Source organism: Arthrobacter sp. zg-Y919 (genome assembly GCF_030142045.1).
Lineage (GTDB): Bacteria > Actinomycetota > Actinomycetes > Actinomycetales > Micrococcaceae > Arthrobacter_B.
In genome coordinates this window covers 647,554-665,714 of the sequence record NZ_CP126242.1, presented here as the reverse complement: position 1 = coordinate 665,714, position 18,161 = coordinate 647,554, and the positions used below count along the sequence as shown (strand labels likewise).

17 protein-coding genes and 1 pseudogene are annotated in these 18,161 nt (G+C 66.4%); 12 read left to right on the top strand and 6 right to left on the bottom strand.

From position 1 onward, the window contains the following. Nucleotides 1–12: 12 nt before the first annotated feature. The 4 genes and pseudogenes from QNO10_RS03170 (at nucleotide 13) to QNO10_RS03160 (ending at nucleotide 4,789) form a co-directional block, all read left to right on the top strand. Nucleotides 13–1,161, top strand: a complete 1,149-nt coding sequence (locus QNO10_RS03170) for an HpcH/HpaI aldolase/citrate lyase family protein (protein ID WP_231707596.1) — start codon at nucleotides 13–15, stop codon at nucleotides 1,159–1,161. Continuing rightward, a pseudogene (locus tag QNO10_RS14605) lies at nucleotides 1,068–1,997 on the top strand (phosphoribosyltransferase domain-containing protein); the annotation flags it as partial. The gene QNO10_RS03170 and the pseudogene QNO10_RS14605, both read left to right, overlap by 94 nt. A 132-nt stretch (nucleotides 1,998–2,129) precedes the next feature. Next, entirely contained in the window at nucleotides 2,130–3,986 is a 1,857-nt protein-coding gene (locus QNO10_RS03165) for a cysteine protease StiP domain-containing protein (protein ID WP_442860270.1), read from the top strand. A gap of 5 nt (nucleotides 3,987–3,991) precedes the next feature. Beyond that, nucleotides 3,992–4,789, top strand: a complete 798-nt coding sequence (locus QNO10_RS03160) for an HAD family hydrolase (protein WP_229949752.1) — start codon at nucleotides 3,992–3,994, stop codon at nucleotides 4,787–4,789. 4 nt (nucleotides 4,790–4,793) lie between these two features. On the opposite strand, the gene QNO10_RS03155 is transcribed toward QNO10_RS03160, so the two are convergent. Continuing rightward, entirely contained in the window at nucleotides 4,794–5,132 is a 339-nt protein-coding gene (locus QNO10_RS03155; protein ID WP_229949369.1) for a winged helix-turn-helix transcriptional regulator, read from the bottom strand. 80 nt (nucleotides 5,133–5,212) lie between these two features. Here QNO10_RS03155 and QNO10_RS03150 point away from each other — a divergent pair, with 80 nt between their 5' ends. Continuing rightward, nucleotides 5,213–5,767, top strand: coding sequence for an FMN-dependent NADH-azoreductase (locus tag QNO10_RS03150; protein ID WP_229949368.1), 555 nt, complete (start codon nucleotides 5,213–5,215; stop codon nucleotides 5,765–5,767). Nucleotides 5,768–5,962: 195 nt separating this feature from the next. On the opposite strand, the gene QNO10_RS03145 is transcribed toward QNO10_RS03150, so the two are convergent. Further along, nucleotides 5,963–6,352: a VOC family protein gene (locus QNO10_RS03145; protein WP_229949363.1), complete on the bottom strand. Its 390-nt coding sequence runs from the start codon at nucleotides 6,350–6,352 to the stop codon at nucleotides 5,963–5,965. 218 nt (nucleotides 6,353–6,570) lie between these two features. On the opposite strand from QNO10_RS03145, the gene QNO10_RS03140 reads away from it, so the two are divergent. Beyond that, the gene (locus tag QNO10_RS03140) at nucleotides 6,571–7,221 is read left to right on the top strand and encodes a DUF4352 domain-containing protein (protein WP_229949362.1); all 651 of its coding nucleotides are present in this window, start codon (nucleotides 6,571–6,573) and stop codon (nucleotides 7,219–7,221) included. 127 nt (nucleotides 7,222–7,348) lie between these two features. Here the strand turns inward: QNO10_RS03140 and QNO10_RS03135 are convergent, their stop codons facing one another. Further along, a complete protein-coding gene (locus QNO10_RS03135) occupies nucleotides 7,349–8,533 on the bottom strand; it encodes a thiolase family protein (protein WP_229949360.1) in 1,185 nt (394 codons plus the stop codon). 37 nt (nucleotides 8,534–8,570) lie between these two features. Between QNO10_RS03135 and QNO10_RS03130 the strand changes: the two genes are divergently transcribed. Next, nucleotides 8,571–9,884, top strand: coding sequence for an acyl-CoA dehydrogenase family protein (locus tag QNO10_RS03130; RefSeq protein ID WP_442860265.1), 1,314 nt, complete (start codon nucleotides 8,571–8,573; stop codon nucleotides 9,882–9,884). A 30-nt stretch (nucleotides 9,885–9,914) separates the two neighbouring features. Here the strand turns inward: QNO10_RS03130 and QNO10_RS03125 are convergent, their stop codons facing one another. Further along, on the bottom strand, nucleotides 9,915–11,003 hold the full coding sequence (locus QNO10_RS03125) for a hypothetical protein (protein WP_229949359.1): 1,089 nt from the start codon (nucleotides 11,001–11,003) through the stop codon (nucleotides 9,915–9,917). Nucleotides 11,004–11,370: 367 nt separating this feature from the next. Here QNO10_RS03125 and QNO10_RS03120 point away from each other — a divergent pair, with 367 nt between their 5' ends. Beyond that, the gene (locus QNO10_RS03120; RefSeq protein ID WP_229949358.1) at nucleotides 11,371–11,952 is read left to right on the top strand and encodes a DUF6650 family protein; all 582 of its coding nucleotides are present in this window, start codon (nucleotides 11,371–11,373) and stop codon (nucleotides 11,950–11,952) included. Here the strand turns inward: QNO10_RS03120 and QNO10_RS03115 are convergent. After that, entirely contained in the window at nucleotides 11,915–12,505 is a 591-nt protein-coding gene (locus tag QNO10_RS03115) for a TetR/AcrR family transcriptional regulator (RefSeq protein ID WP_229949357.1), read from the bottom strand. The genes QNO10_RS03120 and QNO10_RS03115 overlap by 38 nt on opposite strands. Before the next feature lie 26 nt (nucleotides 12,506–12,531). On the opposite strand from QNO10_RS03115, the gene QNO10_RS03110 reads away from it, so the two are divergent. Beyond that, on the top strand, nucleotides 12,532–13,806 hold the full coding sequence (locus QNO10_RS03110) for an MFS transporter (RefSeq protein ID WP_229949356.1): 1,275 nt from the start codon (nucleotides 12,532–12,534) through the stop codon (nucleotides 13,804–13,806). Here QNO10_RS03110 and QNO10_RS03105 read toward each other — a convergent pair. Next, the gene (locus tag QNO10_RS03105; RefSeq protein WP_229949355.1) at nucleotides 13,788–14,798 is read right to left on the bottom strand and encodes a LacI family DNA-binding transcriptional regulator; all 1,011 of its coding nucleotides are present in this window, start codon (nucleotides 14,796–14,798) and stop codon (nucleotides 13,788–13,790) included. The two genes, QNO10_RS03110 and QNO10_RS03105, sit on opposite strands and share 19 nt — an antisense overlap. A gap of 163 nt (nucleotides 14,799–14,961) precedes the next feature. Here QNO10_RS03105 and QNO10_RS03100 point away from each other — a divergent pair, with 163 nt between their 5' ends. The 3 genes from QNO10_RS03100 to QNO10_RS03090 are packed head-to-tail and all read left to right on the top strand — an operon-like array spanning nucleotide 14,962 to nucleotide 18,136. Beyond that, nucleotides 14,962–16,323: an ABC transporter substrate-binding protein gene (locus QNO10_RS03100; protein ID WP_229949354.1), complete on the top strand. Its 1,362-nt coding sequence runs from the start codon at nucleotides 14,962–14,964 to the stop codon at nucleotides 16,321–16,323. After that, nucleotides 16,323–17,312 carry a carbohydrate ABC transporter permease gene (locus tag QNO10_RS03095; protein ID WP_269437849.1) on the top strand — a complete coding sequence of 330 codons (990 nt, stop codon included), beginning with the start codon at nucleotides 16,323–16,325 and terminating at the stop codon, nucleotides 17,310–17,312. Before QNO10_RS03100 ends, QNO10_RS03095 begins: the two co-directional genes overlap by 1 nt. Further along, nucleotides 17,312–18,136, top strand: a complete 825-nt coding sequence (locus tag QNO10_RS03090; protein ID WP_229949353.1) for a carbohydrate ABC transporter permease — start codon at nucleotides 17,312–17,314, stop codon at nucleotides 18,134–18,136. The genes QNO10_RS03095 and QNO10_RS03090 overlap by 1 nt, the downstream gene beginning before the upstream one ends. Nucleotides 18,137–18,161 lie beyond the last annotated feature (25 nt).

The following is an 18,161-nucleotide window of genomic DNA, read 5'->3' as shown; positions in this document are numbered from 1 at the left end:
GAGACCGCCCGCTTGTTCCACCTCCCGCCGCAGGAACTGACCCTGGAAACAGATCCCGGACTGCTGGCCAGTGCCCTCGGTGCCACCCTGTACTGTCCAGCCACCCGGCCGGACCTGGTCAAGGACATCCGCAGGCAGGCCGCCAGCGGTGCCGTCAGCATGGTCCTCTGCCTGGAGGATTCCATTGCCGACGCCGAGGTCCCCGCCGCGGAGACCAATGTGGTGGACGCCCTCGAACAGCTTCACAGTGCCGCAGCCCGCCGGACGGGCGATACCGCAGACCTGATGCTCTTCGTCCGTGTCCGCACCCCCGAGCAGCTCCTCAGCCTGGCCGAGCGGAGCGGTCCCGCCCTGGACGTCCTCACGGGATTCGTGCTGCCGAAATTCGAGAACACCTCCGGCACGGCACAGCGTTTCCTCGACGCCCTGCATACTGTGAACGACGCCCGGCGGGCCTACGATCCCAATGCCCGGCCGCTGCGTGCCATGCCCATCCTCGAATCGCCGCTGATGATCCACGCCGAAACCCGGTCCGCCACCCTCACGGGCATCCTCGAGGTGCTCGAAGCGAACCGGCAGGACATCCTGGCCGTGCGGATCGGCGCCACGGATATGTCCAGCGCCTACGGGCTACGCCGTTCCCGTGACCTGACCATTTATGACGTCAAGGTGGTCTCCGCGGTCATCGGTGACATCGTGAACACCTTCGGCCGGCCCGACGGCTTCATCATCAGCGGACCGGTCTGGGAACACTACAGCTCCGGGGAACGGCTAATGCGCCCGATGCTGCGCTCTACCCCGTTCGCAGATGCCGACGAACTGGACCTGCGCCAGCGCCTGCTGACCGCGAACCTGGACGGACTGATCCGCGAAATCGAACTGGACCAGGCGAACGGTCTGCTCGGCAAGACGGTCATCCACCCCTCGCATGTTCCCCTGGTCCACGCGATGTCCGTGGTCAGCCACGAGGCGTACCTCGACGCCCTGCATATTTCCGGCACGGCCGGGGGCGGCGCCGCGGCGTCGCCGTACCGCAACAAGATGAACGAAATGAAACCCCATCAGGCGTGGGCAGCTTCCACCCTCGTCCGGGCTGCCGCGTTCGGCGTCGCGGCCCCCGACATCAGCTATGTAGATCTTCTGGAAGCGAGCATGAATTGAACCAGCACCCCTGGACCGGCGGATTTGTCCACGAGGCCCTGGGAGTGCGGATCACCTCGGATCCGGCGGCCCTCCTGCCGGTGGAGGATCTGGTGGGGCTGGCGCTGCGCCGCAATCCGCGGCGCGCGCACCTGCTCGTTTCCCGGGTGCTGGCCAAGCACGTGCCCACCGAACCGGCTGTGGTCCTGGCCGCCGGGGAGCTGCTCGGCGCCCTCGCCGGTGCGGCATTGGGCAGCACAGTGGACGACGCCGTGCTGCGCGGTGCCGCCGCCGAACTCGCTGCGGCTCTCGAGGACGGGACAGCGCCGGCGGACGACGACGGCGGGCCGGGTACGAGTGCGGGACGTGACAGCGCTGGCCGTGCCCGCTCTGCTGCCGCCCGGTCCCCGCGGACCCGGCTGCAGCATGCCCGCGAACAGCTTTGGGATCTGCCGATTTCCCACCCCGATGTTGTGACGGTCGGCTACGCGGAAACCGCCACAGGGCTGGGCCGGCTGGTGGCCGACGTCCTGGGCTCCTACTACATCCATTCCACCCGGCATGCCCCCGCGGACGCCGTGGCCTACGGTTCGTTTGAGGAAGCGCATTCGCATGCCACCTCGCACCGGCTGCTGCCCGTGGACCCGGCGCTGCTGAACAGCCCGGCACCGGTGGTGCTGGTGGACGATGAGCTCAGCACCGGCGCCACCGTCATCAACACCATCACCGAACTGCACGCCGCCGCGCCGCATCCGCTCTATGTGGTGGCGTCGCTGATCGATCTGCGTTCCGACGCCGACCGTGCACGTTTCGATGAGCTGGCCCAACAGCTGGGCTGCAGCATCCGGGTGGTTGCGCTGAGCACCGGCCGCATTGACCTTGGCGAGGATCTCCTGGCCCGGGCCCAGGGGCTGATCGGCGGACTCCCGGATCAGGTTGAGGCTACTGAGTTCGGTCCCGGGGTTGTCGATCCGGCACCCGTGACCGTGCTGGATTACTCCGATGCTGCGCGCGGCCTGCGCAGTGACCGCTTCGGCAACCGTGCAGGCGTCTCGTCGGAATACCTCGGCACCCTGCCTGCCGCCCTGCCCGGAGCCGTTTCGGCCGAGAGCCTGGCCCTCATCGCTTCGCGCATCTCCGCCAGCCTGCCGGATCCGGCGGAGCCGGTGCTGGTGCTCGGCTGCGAGGAATTCATCCATGTGCCGCTGACCATTGCCAACGCCCTGGCCGAAGCCCTGCCCGGTGTACCCGTCCGGTTCTCCACCACCACCCGCTCCCCCATCGTCCCAATCGACCGGTCGGACTACGCAATTGCCAACGCCGTGGCCTTCGCCAGCCATGACGTGACCGAGGACGGCCCCGGGCCGCGGCATGCCTACAACGTCGGAGCCCGGCGGACTGGTGCCGGTCTGGACACCGTGGGTGCGGCCGGCCCGGACGCCGTGGGTGCGGACCGCACTGCTGGTGCGGACGGCACTGCCGCCGGTGCGGCCGGGACCGGTTTCGGCAGCATTGTGCTGCTGCCCGAGCCCGGCACCGACCTTGCTTCCATCACCGGTCCCGGCAGCGTGACCGAAGCCCTGCGCGCGGTGACCGGCGCCGTCGTCGTTGTGCTGCTGCCGGCCGATGTCCCCACGCCGGAGGACTGGACGGGACCGGCCGCCGTGCCCGCAGCGGTGCCGCTGACCGGACCCGAATTTGGCTCCTATGCGCCCGAGGATGTGACCTGGCTGCTGAAGGATCTGCGCGACGCGGCGCTGGAAGCCCCGACCGCCGAGCGCGAAGCCGCCATCCAGTCCGGCGGGGCGAACTACGCCGAGTCGCTGCCCATGGAATACCTGCCGTCGGCGCAGTACCAGGACCTGTACGAGGAGGCGCTGAGGCGTTCCGCGCCGCGGGTGGCCGCCGCCGTCGGCACCGTGACTGAACTGGCGCTGGCTGCCCGGAACCGGGAGCCGGTGCTGGTGTCGCTCGCCCGGGCCGGCACCCCCATCGGCATTCTGATGCGCCGCTGGGCGCAGCGGATGCACGGGCTGGACCTGCCGCACTACACCATGAGCATTGTCCGCGGCGTCGGCATGGACGAGACCGCGCTGCGCTATCTGGCCCGCACCTACGCCTCTGAGCGAATCCTGTTCGTGGACGGCTGGACCGGCAAGGGCGCGATCACCCGCGAACTGACCGCGGCGCTGGAGAAGTTCGAAGCAAGCGACGGCGTGCGGTTCTCCTCGGAGCTCGCGGTGCTGGCCGATCCCGGCCACTCGGTGGAGCTGTTCGGCACGCGCGAGGATTACCTGATTCCCTCGGCCTGCCTGAACTCAACCGTTTCCGGGCTGGTGTCCCGCACGGTGTTCAACAAGGACCTCATCGCGCCGCACGATTTCCACGGGGCCAAGTTCTACTCGCACCTGGCCACTGCCGATGTCTCCCGGGATTTCCTGACCGCGATCGAGTCCCATTTCGACGACGTGCGGCCCGAAGCCGAGGCTGCCGCGGCGTCGTTGGTGCACGCCGACCGGACCCCCACCTGGGTGGGCTGGCAGGCGGTGGAGCGGCTGAGCGAGGAATACGGCATCCACAACGTCAACCTGGTGAAGCCCGGTGTCGGCGAGACCACCCGTGTGCTGCTGCGCCGGGTGCCGTGGAAGGTGCTGGTGCATCCGGACGCGCTGGAGGATGTGGCGCATGTGCTGCTCCTGGCGGAACAGCGTGGCGTACCTGTGGAGGAGGTGCCGGATCTGCCGTTCAGCTGCGTCGGCCTGATTCATCCGCGGTTCACCGCAGGTGCCGTGGGCGCCGACGGCCGGGCCGTTGCCGGTGCCGGCGTTCCGGGGGCCGACGCGTGAAAACGATGCTCGCGTCCGACCTGGACCGTACCCTGATCTATTCCGCCAACGCACTGTTCCTGAACACCGAGGATGCCCGAGCTCCGGCGATGGTTGTGTCCGAGGTCTATGAAGGAAAGCCGCTGTCCTTCATGACCCGTGCCGCCGAGGCGCTGCTGGTCTCCGCTGCCGAGGCTGCGGTGTTTGTCCCGGTGACCACGCGGACCGTGGCGCAGTACCGGCGCATCCAGCTGCCCGGGCCGGCGCCGGAGTACGCGGTCACCACCAACGGCGGCGTCATCCTCCATCACGGGGAGCCCGACGCCGACTGGCAGACTTCCGTCCGCGGCCTCCTCACCTCCGGATGCGCGCCGCTTGCCGAGATCGAGGCCTACCTGGGCCGTCCTGAGTTCCATGAATGGATTCTGAAGCTGCGTTCCGCCGAGGACCTGTTCGCCTACGCGATTGTGGACCGGGACGCGCTGCCCGGTGAGTTCCTGCTGGCTCTGGAGGACTGGTGCGATGCGCGCGGCTGGACTGTCTCCCTGCAGGGCCGCAAGCTCTACTGCGTGCCCACTCCGGTGACCAAGCAGCAGGCCGTGGCCGAGGTTGCCCGCCGGATCGGTGCTGACCGCATCATCGCTGCCGGGGACTCCCTGCTGGACCGCCCGATGCTGGAGTGCGCCGACGTCGCCTTCCGTCCCGCGCACGGGGAACTGGACGACGCCGGTTACCTCGATCCGCACCTGCACGTCACCGAGGCACGCGGGATTCTGGCCGGCGAAGAAATTATCCGGCGGATGCTGGAGCTGGTGCGGGGGTAGGTTATTACGCCGAGGGATGCGGCAGGTTCATGGATGCCCACTGACCCAGCTGACGCAGCACCGGCACGAGTTGTTCGCCGCTTCGGGTGAGGGTGTAGGTGACAGCCACCGGAGGCCCGGGTTCCACCACGCGGGACAACAGGGCGGCTTCAGCCAGCTCGGTCAGACGGTCTGAAAGGACAGCGTCACTGATGCCCGCCACTGTGCGGCGCAGGGCCGCGAAGGACAGGGGGCCGGCACTAAGGGCATCCACGATCATGGCGTTCCAGCGCTTACCCAGGATCGAGAAGGCAAGACTGACCGCAGCATCGCATGCGTGCGGTTCGCTTGGCCCGGTATTCATTCTTCGATTCTAGCGTGGTAGCCTCTGGCCTATCGCTCTGAAAAACAGAGCAACTATAAAAACTTTTGATCGGAGATCCCATGACGCTCTTCCGTCTCGATGCCAGTATTCTTCCGGCCATCTCGGCCACCCGTACCCTGGGCGACCTGGTTGAGAAGCAATGGGTGGCCACCCACCCTGACTCGAGCGTCATACGCCGCGACCTCGCCGCAGACCCCATCCCTACCTCCATCTGGAAGGAAGCCGTCACGGCAGGTTTCTCCCCGGAAGAGGAGCGCACGGAGACCCAGCACCAGGCTCTTGCCTTTGCTACCGAGCTGGCCGACGAAGTGACCAGCGCCGATGCCCTCCTGTTCACCGTCCCGCTGTACAACTTCGGTGTTTCTCAACACTTCAAGACCTGGTTTGACCTCGCGTATACGGATCCCCGTATTGACCCGGAGGGCACCGCACTCCGCGGCAAGCCTGCCGTTCTGGTCACGGCGCAGGGTGGAAACTACACTCCCGGTACCCCGCGGGAGGGTTGGGACCATTCGACTCCTTGGCTGCGTCGGGTATTGGAAGACGTCTGGGGGCCTGGACCTGCGAGTTGTGGAGCGCCCCTTCACCCTCGTCGGCCTGAACCCCGCCCTTGATCCCTTCAAGGAGATGGCGGCGGACCTGAAAAGCGAGGCAGAGACGGCTGCCGCTAAATACGGCAGGGAAATCGCCGGCCTGCGCGGCCGGAACGACGGCGCCTAGCCCGCCCGTTCCAGCACACAGGCCTCCCAGCACCCGACGGGTGCCGTTTCCTGCAACAGGGCCGGTGCAGGCAGAGCGGCCCGCCGGCCTCAGGCGGACCGTTCCGCCTCGCTGCGGAGGATGCAGAATTCGTTGCCCTCGGGGTCGGCCAGCACCACCCAGCCCGTTCCATCCGGTCGGCGCTGGTCATCCACTTCGGTGGCTCCCAATGCCAGCAGCCGTGCGAGCTCCTGGTCACGGCCGCCGACTTCTGCAGGCTGCAGGTCCAGGTGCACCCGGTTCTTGACCTGCTTGCGGTCCGGAACGTTGATGAACAGCAACCGTTGAGAGCCGTCAGCGGAGAAAATCATGCACTCGTCGTCGTCGGGCTGGTTGGGATCCTGCGGATCTTCGCGGAAGTCGAGCACCTGGGCCCAGAACACGGACTGGGCGTAGGCATCGAGGCTGTCAAAGGTCGTGTGGGAGATCAAGGCGGTCATGGGCTGAAGCCTAAACGACGACACGGACATTCCTACGCCCAACGTTCCATCGGAATTCCGACTCGTCTTTTGACATTCCTAGCAAATCATAAAGCTGGGGTACACTCGCTCTGGGGGAATTACCGTCAAGTGAATTATGCCTTGCGCGCTCAGCACGTTAGTTGCCAGCGGGAGATTACCCCCACCAATTAACTACCTGAGAATGAGACGGAATATCGATGTCTGAAAACATCCAGTCGACGGAAACCAAGAGCGACGCCAAAGCACGTGCCGCAGCCGACAAGGCCTACAAGAAGGCCAACCGACCCTGGTTCAAGAAGAAGCGCTTCATCCTTGGGCTGATCCTCTTGCTCATCATCGTCATTTCGGTTGCCACCAGCGGTGGCGATGACAGCGATTCGGCTTCGGACACGGCAGCCGCTCCCGCCGAAGGTGCTCCCGCCGAACAGGCACCCGCGGAAGATGCAGCGCCGGCTTTCCCCGGCGCTGAGAAGAACGATGTGGTCGGGCAGGGCGGAGATGCCTTGACTCTGGGCAAGGTCTCAGTAACCTCTACCGCTCTGATGGATGGCGACGCGACGCTTGGTGCAACTCTGTGCACGACGGCGACGCTGCAGAATACCTCGGACAAGACCATCGACTTTAACGCATACGACTGGAAGTTGCAGGCACCGTCAGGCACCATCAACGATCCGTCCTTCATGGGTAGCGACAACCAGCTCTCCACCGGGCAGGTCGCTCCCGGCGGTACCGCCACCGGTGATGTTTGCTTCGAGAACAAGACAGCCGAAGCCGGCCAGTTTGTAGTCCTTTACGAACCGATTCTTGACTTCTTCTCTGACCGAGCTGCTTGGATCAATAACCGCTAAGTAAACTCGTTTTTGAGGGGCCTCTGGATTCCAGGGGCCCCTCAAAGTTTAACTTCCACCAAAGGACATATCCGTACCCGGAGACGGAACATGTCAACGAGTTGCCCTCCGCCCCCTAGATACGCGCCTACACCCGCTCCAGCAGCATCGAGACGCCCTGGCCCAGTCCCACACACATGGTCACCAGGCCCTTCGAGGCACCTTCACGTTCCATCCGGTTCAGCATCGTCACCGTCAGCCGGGACCCGGACGACCCCAGCGCATGACCGAGGGCAATCGCGCCTCCATCGCGGTTCACAATCGACTCGTCCAGATTCAGGGCCCGGATACAGGCGAGCGACTGGGCGGCAAAGGCCTCGTTCAGCTCCACCGCGTCGATGTCGCCCAGCGACCAGCCCGCCCGGTCCAGCACCTTCTGCGTCGAAGGCACCGGACCGATACCCATGACGGCAGGTGCCACCCCGGCGGAGGCGCCGTCGACAATCCGCGCCCGGGCATTCAGCCCGAGCCGGCGGACAGCGTCAGCGCTGGCCACGACGACGGCGGACGCGCCGTCGTTCAGCGAGCTGGAGTTCCCGGCGGTCACCACCCCGCCGGGCCGCACGATGGGCCGCAGCTTCGCCAGGGCCTCGATACTGGTTTCCCGGCGTGGACCCTCATCGGTCTTCACTACGCCCTCCTTCGTTTCCACCGGCACGATCTCGTCGCTGAACCGGCCATCGTCAATGGCGGCGAGCGCCCGGGTATGCGAGCGCAGCGCAAACGCGTCGGAATCCTCACGCGAGATCCCGTCCCGGGCTGCGAGCTCTTCGGCGGTTTCCGGCATGGAGCAGGTGGTACCGGGCAGGTCGTAGAACTTCGGGTTGGTGAACCGGGCGCCGATGGCCGAATCCGCCAGCTCCCCCGGCTTCGCGAAGGCCTTCTCCGGCTTCGCCAGCACCCACGGCGCCCGGGACATGGATTCCACTCCCCCGGCCACCACAATGTCGGCGGCACCAGTCTTGATCATCTGCGAGGCGGTGATGATCGCGCTGAGCCCGGAGGCGCAGAGGCGGTTCACCGTCATCGCGGGCACGGTGTCGGGGAACCCGGCGAGCAGGACCGCCATCCGCGCCACATTCCGGTTGTCCTCCCCTGCCTGGTTGGTGTTGCCCAGGAGCACCTCGTCGACGTCGGCCGGCCTCACCCCCGCACGGGCCACCGCTTCCTGCAGCACCAGGGCCGCAAGGTCATCGGGCCGGACGCCGGACAGGGCACCGCCGTAACAGCCGACGGGGGTGCGGACGCCGGACACGAGATAGGCCTCAGTCATGCTGGAAATGGTACTGCGCCGGAACTAGTAATGTGACTTGGAATACATCGACCTGACCACCACCGACCAGCTTGCATCCCGCCAGTTTCGCCGCGGCGCTGCGGCTGCAGGAGAAACCATGAGCATGCCCACGACGCCGTCCGACGCGTCCTCCACAACGGCCCCTAACGCCGGTCCGGACCTCGAAAGCCTCCGCTCGGCGTCGGACGTCCTCGGCCTGGACGGACTCCTGAGCGAAGATGAACTCGCCCTGCGTGCCCGGGTCCGGACCTTCGTGGACGAGCGCATCCGCCCGAACATCAAGGACTGGTACGAGGACGCGCATTTCCCGGTGGAGATTGTGCGGGAGCTCGGCGCTCTCGGCCTGCTCGGTATGCATCTGGAGGGCTACGGCTGTCCCGGCCGTTCCGCCGTCGAATACGGGATCGCCGCCATGGAACTGGAGGCGGGCGATTCGGGTCTGCGCACCTTCGTCTCCGTGCAGGGCTCCCTGGCCATGACCGCGATCCACCGGTGGGGTTCCGAGGAGCAGAAGAACCGGTATCTGCCGGGCATGGCGCGCGGGGAGCTGATCGGCTGCTTCGGCCTCACCGAGCCGACCGCCGGCTCCGATCCGTCGAGCATGACCACCAACGCCGTGCACGACGGCGGCGGCTGGGTCCTCAGCGGCACCAAGCGCTGGATCGGGCTGGCCTCGATTGCCGACGTCGCGGTGATCTGGGCGCAGACCGCCGACGGCATCCGCGGTTTCCTGGTGCCCACGGATACCCCGGGCTTCTCGGCGGTTCCGATCGAACCGAAGCTCTCCATGCGCGCCTCCATCCAGTGCGACGTGTTCCTTGAGGACGTGCGGCTGCCGGACTCGGCGCTGCTGCCCGGGGCGAAGGGCCTCCGCGGACCGTTCTCCTGCCTGAACGAGGCCCGCTACGGCATCCTCTGGGGTTCCATGGGCGCGGCCCGGGACAGCTACGAAGCGGCGCTGACGTATTCGCTGGAACGGCAGCAGTTCGACAAGCCGCTGGCCGCGTACCAAATCACGCAGGAAAAGCTGGTGAACATGCTGCTGGAAATACAGAAAGGCGTGCTGCTGGCCATCCACACCGGCCGGCTCAAGGACGACGGCATGCTGGAACCGGTGCAGATTTCCGTGGGCAAGCTGAACAACGTGCGCGAAGCCATCGCGATCTGCCGCGAGGCCCGGGCCATCCTGGGCGGCAACGGCATCACGCTGGACTACGCACCGCTGCGGCACGCCAACAACCTCGAGTCGGTACGGACCTACGAGGGCACCGACGAGGTGCACACCCTGATCCTGGGCCAGCACATCACCGGGATTTCCGCGTTCCGGTAGGCGGGTTCTGGTGGTTTCCGGGGTCCTGGTTTATCTGGCGGCCGGCAGTACCTGCTCGGCGGCAGCCTCGGTGGCTTCGGGTGTAGCTGACGGCGGTGCGAACGACGACGGCGGCTGGACCGGGCGCTCCCGTGCCGGCGGGGACGGCGGTACGGGGAATTCCGGCGGAATGACCGGAATGTCCGGGTCCGGAGTGCCCGGGACCGGCGGGTCCGGCGGGCCGGGAGGAGTAGGCGGATCCGGGGGCGGAACCGTCGGGTCGGGACTCGGCGGCGGCATGGGCGGCTCCGTGGGTGGTTCCGGCGGGGGTTCCACCGGTGGTCCGACAGGTGGCTCGACCGGCGGGGGCCGGGGGTTGTCCGCCGGCGGTTGTGGCTCGTTCGGCTGGGCCGGTGGCTGCGGTGCCGGAGCATCGCGCTCCGCGCGGGTCTGTTCTTCCGCTGCCCGCTGCTGTGCCCTCTCCTGTTCCAGCCGGGCGTCGTTTTCGGCCTGGCGTGCCCGTTCCTCCTGACGGGCGGCTTCCGCCCGTTGGCTTTCGGCCATCCGTTCCTCAACCAACTGCTGGGCGGAAGCGGCATCGAGCCAGGCAAGATCCCCCGCGGAGTTGCGGGTGCACCGGTATACGGTCTGCCCTTGTGTTCGGCTGCTTCCGGCAACGGTGCACGGTGTGCCGGTGAGCGCATCATCCGGTTCCATCTGGGACACCTCCCCCAGCAGCGCATAGCTGCCGGACCCGTCCAGTAACGAGTCCCCTGTCGCTTCCTCCGTGCGGGGCGGCAGGGGGACCTGGAGCACGGACCCGGGGGCCGGCGCCGTCGGGAGGGCGAAGAGATCCGGCCGTGGCCGGAGGCCTTCGGCGTCCGCGCTGACCCGGCCGGTGACCGGCTGCGGTGTGGACACAACAGCCGTAACGATTCCGACCACCAGCACCACGGAGCCTAGTCCGAGGGCAAACTTCCGTTGTTCAACCGTATCGAGGCCGGCCCAGGTGCGGCGCCGGAAACCCAGCGCATAGAGCGCGGTGAGCACCAGGAGTGACCCGGAGGCGAGCATCCACATAACGACGCCGAAGCTGCCCTGCAGGGCGGCGACCCACAACAGTCCGGCAGCTAAACCCACGACCAACCATGCAGAGCGGGGGGTGGAAATCCCGGGACTTCGCTCCGGCGGAAACGGGCTGGAGGGAGCTGCTGCTGGTGTTGGTTCGTGGGACATGGTGCCTCAGCAGGGTGGTGCCGTGCCGGCCTCCCCCCGGGTCGCTGACCCAGGCTGGCTTCTGGTGGGGCGGTCCGTGGTCAGTCACCGTGTTTCTGCCCGACGGACGTTGCCCTTGGCATCCACGCTAGGCGGGTCCAAGGGCAACATCTAGGGCTTCCGGAAACTGCCTCCAACTTCTCCTGGAGGGCCTGTTGCCGCTCCCCTCTGGTCGAACCCGGAACCGCGCCATAACCTGCGTGCAGATCGGCGCATCAAGCGGGAGGCACGAATGGACTGGATCAATGTGATCTGGACGGTCCTCGGGGTGCTGTTTGGGTTCGCAGTTGGCTGGCTGGCCAAGCGGCACCTGGGCCGGCGGGAGGAATCCCGGGCACTCAACGAACTGGTCACCTATCTTCACCTGAAACGGACGCTGGCCCCGGTCACACCGCAGCCTTCGGCAGCCGGGCCGATGGAAGCCCGGCACCGGTCCGCGGTGCAGGACCTGCGCGAGAACCTGATGGAGACGCTGGCGCACCTCTCCCCGCGTTCCGCCGCCACCGAGGTCCTGATGCGCATGTCCGCGGCCTGTAACCGTTATCTGCGCGATGCCGCCGCTGATCCGGGACGGTACCAGTTCGACCTGGTCGAGCTGCGCCGGAACCTCGACGAGGACCTGCGGATCCTCACGGACGGACGGCGCGACGTCGAGTACCTCAGCCCCGGCGAGGCACCGGCACGCAAGGGGGTGCCGCCGTCGTCGGGCGGGAAGAACGGAAAGTCCGGAACGGGCGGGAAATCAGGAACGAGCAGGAAGTCAGGAACGCCCGGAACTACCCAGCCGGACGGGACGGCCCGAACCCGTCGATAACGAACCCCGCCGTCGCCCGGCCGGTGGCCGCAGCATCCTCCGGCGAGACGCCCCGGAGCAGCATGCCCAGGACGCCGGTGAAGATCAGCAGCAGGTGGCCCGCCACCGCATCCGCCGAATCCGCACCGACGACAGGCACCGCAAGGTCCCGGAAGCGGCCGGTCAGCAACTGCGTATCCTGCGTCAGGGTTTCGGCGAGCTCCCGGCCCGGCTCGACGGTTTCCGCCGCCACGCCAAGCGCCGCACACCAGCGGGCGGCCGAGGCGCCCGACCGGTAGCTCGTCAGGGCCGGAAACACCGCCAGCAACCGGTCCCGCTCGGTGCCGGCCGCGTCGATTTCGTGCTGCCAAGCCGCATCCCAGTTCTCCAGCCGGCGGCGCAGCGCCTGCGCAATCAGCCCCTCCTTGTTGCCGAAGTGCGCATACAGCGTCGCCGGAGAGACGTTGGCACGCTCCAGAATCCGGTCCACCGGCGTCGCCGCGACACCGCGGGTAAAAGCGAGCTCTTCGGCGGCGTCGAGCAGACGCTCACGTGCACTGGGTTGTCCAACCATGGGTCCACCATATAACGTACGTTTCAATGAAACGACCGTTACATCCTTCAGTCTCCACCGCCGGACCGCTCTTCGCGGTTGCCGCCGTGACCCTCATCGCGGCAACCTACGGGCTGGCCCGGCTGGGCTACGGCCTGTTCCTGCCGGCCTTCTCGGCCTCCTTTGAACTGACGCCGGCCGTCGGCGGGCTGCTCGCCTCCGGCGCCTCGGTGATCTACTGCGTCTCCGCCGGGCTGGGGTTTGTCTATGCGCCGCGGCATCCCCGTCTGGTCACGGTCCTGGCGGGCACGACGGCGGCAGTCGGCTCCGCGGGGATTGCGGCCGCTCCGTCCACGGGGTTTTTTGCCGCAGCGGTCCTGCTGGCCGGAATGGGTGCGGGCTTCGCCTCCCCCGCGCTGGTGGAACTCGTCCAGCGCAACACGAAACCGATCCACGCGGCAAAGCGGCAGTCGGTGGTGAATTCCGGGACCGGGTTCGGTGTCGTGGCAGCCGGGCTGCTCGCGCTGGCGTTCGGGTCCTCATGGCGGCTGGCCTGGGCACTCATTGCCGTGATCGCGGTGGCCGGAATGGTCGGGGTGCTGCGCGCCGACGTCTCGCGGTTCCGCGCGAGCAGCGCCGGAGGCTGGGACGACGACGGCGCCGCCCTAGAACGCGGCGGACAGCCGGTCCGGGGCTTGGGAGCGGGACGGGGCCTGCGTGGACTGGGACTGCGTGAACTGCAGCGGCCGATCCTTGCCGCCTTCGTCTTCGGCATCGGCTGCGCCGCAATCTGGGTCTACGGCCGAACCTTGCTCGAAGACTCCGGCGGGATGCCCGTCGCACTCTCTGCCGGCGCGTGGATTGCACTCGGCGTCGGCGGTGCAGCAGCGGTGCTGACCGCCCCGTGGCTGGCCCGGCACTCGATCCGGCTTACCTGGCCGGTCACGGTGCTGGCCACCGGGGCGGCCACCGGTGCCATGGCCTTCGCGCCGGGGAGCATCACGGTCTCATTTACCACCGCGGCCCTGTTCGGACTCGCCTACACCGCCGCGACGTCGGTCCTCATCATCTGGGCGGGACAGGCGGCAGCCAGCAGTGCCGCCGGGACATCGGTGCTGTTCATCAGTCTCATCCTCGGGCAGGCGGCCGGGTCGGCCCTGACCGGGACCCTGATTGAAGCGGCCGGCTACGGGCTGGCCTTTGCCGTTGCCGCGGCGGCGTGCGGGATCAGCGGGCTCGGCGTCGTCGCCCCTGCCCGGACCACCCCGGAATCCGGAGAAACGGTGCGGTCGAAATATCAGGGTCAGCGCTCCACCGACTGAATTGACGAACGGATAATGACGGGCATTTCGATGAGGTGCTCGCCATGCGCTTCTCCCTCCAGAAGCAGCGAAACCGCCCGTGCTCCCATTTCCTCATGGGGAAGCCCAACGGTCGTCAGGCCGGGGCGGAGATAGGAGGCAATTTCGTCATTGTCGAAGGACACCACTGAAACATCTTCCGGCACCCGGAGGCCCCGCTCGGTAAGTGCCTGATACGCCCCAAAGGCCAGCCGGTCATTCAGGCAGACCAGCGCCCGGACATCCGGCATCTCCTCCAGGAGGACATTCACCGCCGCGTAGCCGGTGTGCGGTTCCCAGTCCCAAATGGATTCCTCCCGCGCAAAAGACAGTCCCCTATCTTTCATTTCCGCCCGGATCCCATTCAGCCGACGGGCAACAGTCGTTGACCGGAAAACGTCCCGTTCCTTTAATTCGTTATGGCCTATGAGCACCAGGCCCGTCCGGTGGCCGGCATCCGCGAGCAGCGAGACCGCCGCACGGCCTCCACGCTCCTCGTCGGGCAGGACCGACGTCGAATAGTGCTCATTGATGGCATTGAGCAGCACTACCGGTGTGCTTCCCGGCAGGTCGGGAATGAACAGTTCACGGGCCCGCGTGGTGGCAAAAACAATTCCATCCACCTGCCGGTCAAGCAGCGCGGCAATGGCCTGGGTTTCACGTGCGGGAGCCCCGCCTGTTTCGGCCAGCAGAATGACATGACCGGCCTGCTCGGCTGCAGCCAAAGCTCCCTTGATGAGACCGCCCGCGAAACGCGTGGTGGCAACGGTGTCCGAAACAAATCCAATGGTCTGCGTTTTATCTATCCGCAGGCTGCGCGCCGCGACATTCGGGCGATAACCCAGCTCGGCTGCCGCCCGGTTGACCCGGTCATGGGCATCTTTGGACAGCCTGGTATCCGGACGGCCGTTAAGAATCATGGACGCAGCGGAAGATGACAAACCTGCCCGATGAGCGACGTCGGCAAGCGTCACACGCTTGGTGGTCATATTTCCTCCTGCTTGATGCTAACTCTCTATAACGACTCCACAAATTCACTTGCGCAATTGACGAATAGGCAGCAGGCTGTGTAGTGCTGAATGGATTTAGCACACGGCATACCGACAGCCACCAGAATCATTGACAAAGGAGTCAAGCATGAATTCATTACTGCAGCGCCCGGGGCGCCGTCGACCAGTTGCCGTAGCTGCCTTCATGGCCGCCGCCGGCATCACCCTCGCCGGATGCGCTCCGGGAAGCAGCGGACCGGCTGCCGATTCCTCCGATGCCAGCGTCGAGGTAAGCACCGAGCTGACCTCTGAGGAAGTCACGATTACGATCGCTGACGAAACAGGCTTCCCCGTCACGGACAAACTGGCGGAGGAGTTCACCAAACAGCACCCCAACGTCACCTTTGAGGTCACCCGGGACACCTTCCAAAACCTCACGGCCAACGCCCCCAAGCTGCTTGCCGGAGACAATCCGCCGGACCTGATCCGGCTGCCCACCATCGGCGACACTGCACGTGACGGGCTGCTCGCAAACCTGGATCCGTACGCCGAGGCCTACGGATGGGATGCCTGGCCGGAATCGCAGCTGGCACCCCTGCGCATGAATGACGAGGGCACACGCGGTTCCGGTCCCCTGTATCAAGTGGGTCTGGGCTACAGCGTCACCGGCATCTTCATGAACACCGCCATTGCCGAGCAGCTGGGCATTGATGGTCCTCCGCAGACCATGGCCGAGCTCGAAGAGGATCTGGCCACAGCGAAGGCCGGCGGAGTCCAGCCCATCATGGCCGGAGACAAGGACGGCGTGGTGAACTTTGCCATTCAGGCAGCCATGAACCAGTACGCGGACAAGGACGAATTCCTCTCCTGGATGTTCAACGAACCGGGCAGCTCGTACGCCACCGAAGGCAACATCCAGGGCGCCGAAGTGATCCGCACCTGGGCCGACAAGGGATACTTCCCCTCCGACATCAACGCCATCGACTACTTCACCTTCGTCAGCCGGTTCTCCGAAGGCGACGGCCTGTTCACCTTCAACGGCAACTGGGAGGCCGCCAACTACCAGAAGGCCCTGGGCGACGACGTTTCCTTCTTCCTGGTCCCGCCGGTCGAAGCGGGCGGCGACCACGTTGCCATGGGCGCTGCCAACTCGTTCTCCGTAGCGGCCGGCTCCGATGACCTGAATACCACCACGTACTTCCTCGACTGGATCCACACGGACCCGGCAGCCCGGCAGATCATTTCCGACGTCACCGGAGCCTCCCCCGGCGGGGATCCCGCACTGGAACAGCCCACCGTGGAGGAAGGATCGTTGATCGCCTCTGCGCTGGAGATGGCTGCCCAGGTTGGTGAGGAAAACGGCCAGGTCGACTTCATGTCCAACACGACGGCGGGCATCTACTCCGGCTCCATCATTCCCGAGTCCCAGCTGCTGGTGACGGGCGAGATCAGCGGTGAAGAGTTCGTCAACCGCGTGCAGAAGTTCTACGAGAGCGAAGTGAGCGACTAATGCAGAAGGCCGCCACCGGTCCTGTCCGCCGCCGCTCCGTCGGCCGTGACGAGACCACAGCCGCAGGTTCGACGTCGGCAGGGCCGGTCGCGGCCGCAGCCAAACAGGGAAAACGCAAACGGCCGGGCCGGGCAGGCTACGTGGCCTGGTTGATGCTCCTTCCAGCCCTTGCCGTGTATGTCGGGTTCGTCGTCGTTCCGCTTGGCATGGGACTGCAGTACTCGTTCTATGACTGGAACGGCGTCGGGGTCGCCACCTTCGCGGGACTGGAAAACTACCTCCAGGTCGTCACGGACCCCGAGCTCCTCGGCTCCATCCTGAACGCGCTGACCCTGATCATTTACTTCACCCTCATACCCATAGGCGTGGGGCTGATCCTGGCCAGCCTGATCCGGTCGATGCGCCAGGGGTTGCTGTCCTCCGCCGCGCAGACCATTCTCTTCCTTCCCCAGATTGTGCCGCTTGCCGCGGCCGGTATTGCCTGGTCGTGGATGTACGCGCAGACGGGCACGGTCAACCAGTTCCTCAGCGCCGTCGGCCTTGGCGGTATTACCCGGTCCTGGCTGGCCGACTACGGCACGGCACTTCCCGCCGTCGGGCTGATCGGTTCATGGGTCCTGACCGGGCTGTGCACAGTGCTGCTGCTGACCGGCATCGGAAAGATCGACTCGTCGCTCTATGAGGCCGTCCGTTTGGACGGTGCCGGCTGGTGGCGGGAGTTCTTCACCGTGACGCTGCCGGGGCTGCGGCAGGAAATCGCCGTCCTCGCGACGCTGACCATCATTGCCGCCCTGAGCAGCTTCGACATCATTTACACCTCCACGCAGGGCGGCCCCGGCCGGACCACCCTGGTCCCGGGCATCTCGATCTTCCGGATCGGATTTACGCAGAGCGACGTCGGCCTGGCCTCCGCGTTCGGCATTGTGCTTATGGTCCTGGTCCTGCTCGTGGTCCTTCCCATCCAGCGACTTTCGAAAGTGAACGACTGATGCGTACCAGCCGCAGTGAACTGATACTCGGCCGGCTGCTGCTTGCGGCGGCGCTGATCCTGACCCTGCTGCCCCTGATCAGCATGCTGTCTGCGGCGCTGCAGCCGGCGGACCGGAATCCCACCGGCATCGTCTGGCCCACCGATCCGCAGTGGGGCAACTTCGTCACGGCCTTTGAGGTGGGGAACGTCTGGCGGCTCATGACCTCCAGCGCGTTCATCGTCCTGGGGGTGGTGCCTGCGTCCATGCTCATCGCTACCCTCGCGGGGTATGCCCTCGGAGCGCTGGCCCCGAAGGGCGGCCGGGCGGTCCTGATTTTCTTCGTTGCAGGACTGACCATCCCGTTCGAGGCGCTGATCATCCCCCTGTACTACCAGTCCCAGTCCCTGGGCACCCTCAATACGCCCTGGGCCGTGATCTTCCCCCTCCTGGGACTGTTTATGCCCTTCAGCGTCTTCTGGATGCGTGCCCATTTCATCAATGTGCCCCGCGAGCTGTCCGAAGCCGCCCGCGTGGACGGGGCATCGGTCCTGCAGGAGTTCCGGCAGATCCAGCTCCCCCTCGCCCTGCCCGCACTCTCGGCCCTGGCCATCCTCCTGTTCCTCTGGACGTGGAACCAGTTCCTGCTGCCGGTGGTGCTCATTGCCGACCCGCTGGACCGGACCGTGGCCGGCGCGCTCACCTTCTTCCAGGGGCAGTATTCCCTGAGCATCCCCCTCCTGAACGCAGGAGCACTGCTCATCATCACGCCGGCCATCGTGGTGTTCCTCATCTTCCAGCGCCAGTTCGTCCGCGCCCTGCTGCAGGGCGCCGTCAAGGGCTGACCCTGCACCTCTTACCCACCTAAGG

Excerpts from the sequence above, each read along its gene's own strand:
- QNO10_RS03160 (WP_229949752.1), top strand. The coding sequence starts at position 3,992 with ATGCTCGCGTCCGACCTGGACCGTACCCTGATCTATTCCGCCAACGCA.
- QNO10_RS03155 (WP_229949369.1), bottom strand. The coding sequence starts at position 5,132 with ATGAATACCGGGCCAAGCGAACCGCACGCATGCGATGCTGCGGTCAGT.
- QNO10_RS03150 (WP_229949368.1), top strand. The coding sequence starts at position 5,213 with ATGACGCTCTTCCGTCTCGATGCCAGTATTCTTCCGGCCATCTCGGCC.
- QNO10_RS03145 (WP_229949363.1), bottom strand. The coding sequence starts at position 6,352 with ATGACCGCCTTGATCTCCCACACGACCTTTGACAGCCTCGATGCCTAC.
- QNO10_RS03140 (WP_229949362.1), top strand. The coding sequence starts at position 6,571 with ATGTCTGAAAACATCCAGTCGACGGAAACCAAGAGCGACGCCAAAGCA.
- QNO10_RS03135 (WP_229949360.1), bottom strand. The coding sequence starts at position 8,533 with ATGACTGAGGCCTATCTCGTGTCCGGCGTCCGCACCCCCGTCGGCTGT.
- QNO10_RS03120 (WP_229949358.1), top strand. The coding sequence starts at position 11,371 with ATGGACTGGATCAATGTGATCTGGACGGTCCTCGGGGTGCTGTTTGGG.
- QNO10_RS03115 (WP_229949357.1), bottom strand. The coding sequence starts at position 12,505 with ATGGTTGGACAACCCAGTGCACGTGAGCGTCTGCTCGACGCCGCCGAA.
- QNO10_RS03110 (WP_229949356.1), top strand. The coding sequence starts at position 12,532 with ATGAAACGACCGTTACATCCTTCAGTCTCCACCGCCGGACCGCTCTTC.
- QNO10_RS03100 (WP_229949354.1), top strand. The coding sequence starts at position 14,962 with ATGAATTCATTACTGCAGCGCCCGGGGCGCCGTCGACCAGTTGCCGTA.
- QNO10_RS03095 (WP_269437849.1), top strand. The coding sequence starts at position 16,323 with ATGCAGAAGGCCGCCACCGGTCCTGTCCGCCGCCGCTCCGTCGGCCGT.
- QNO10_RS03090 (WP_229949353.1), top strand. The coding sequence starts at position 17,312 with ATGCGTACCAGCCGCAGTGAACTGATACTCGGCCGGCTGCTGCTTGCG.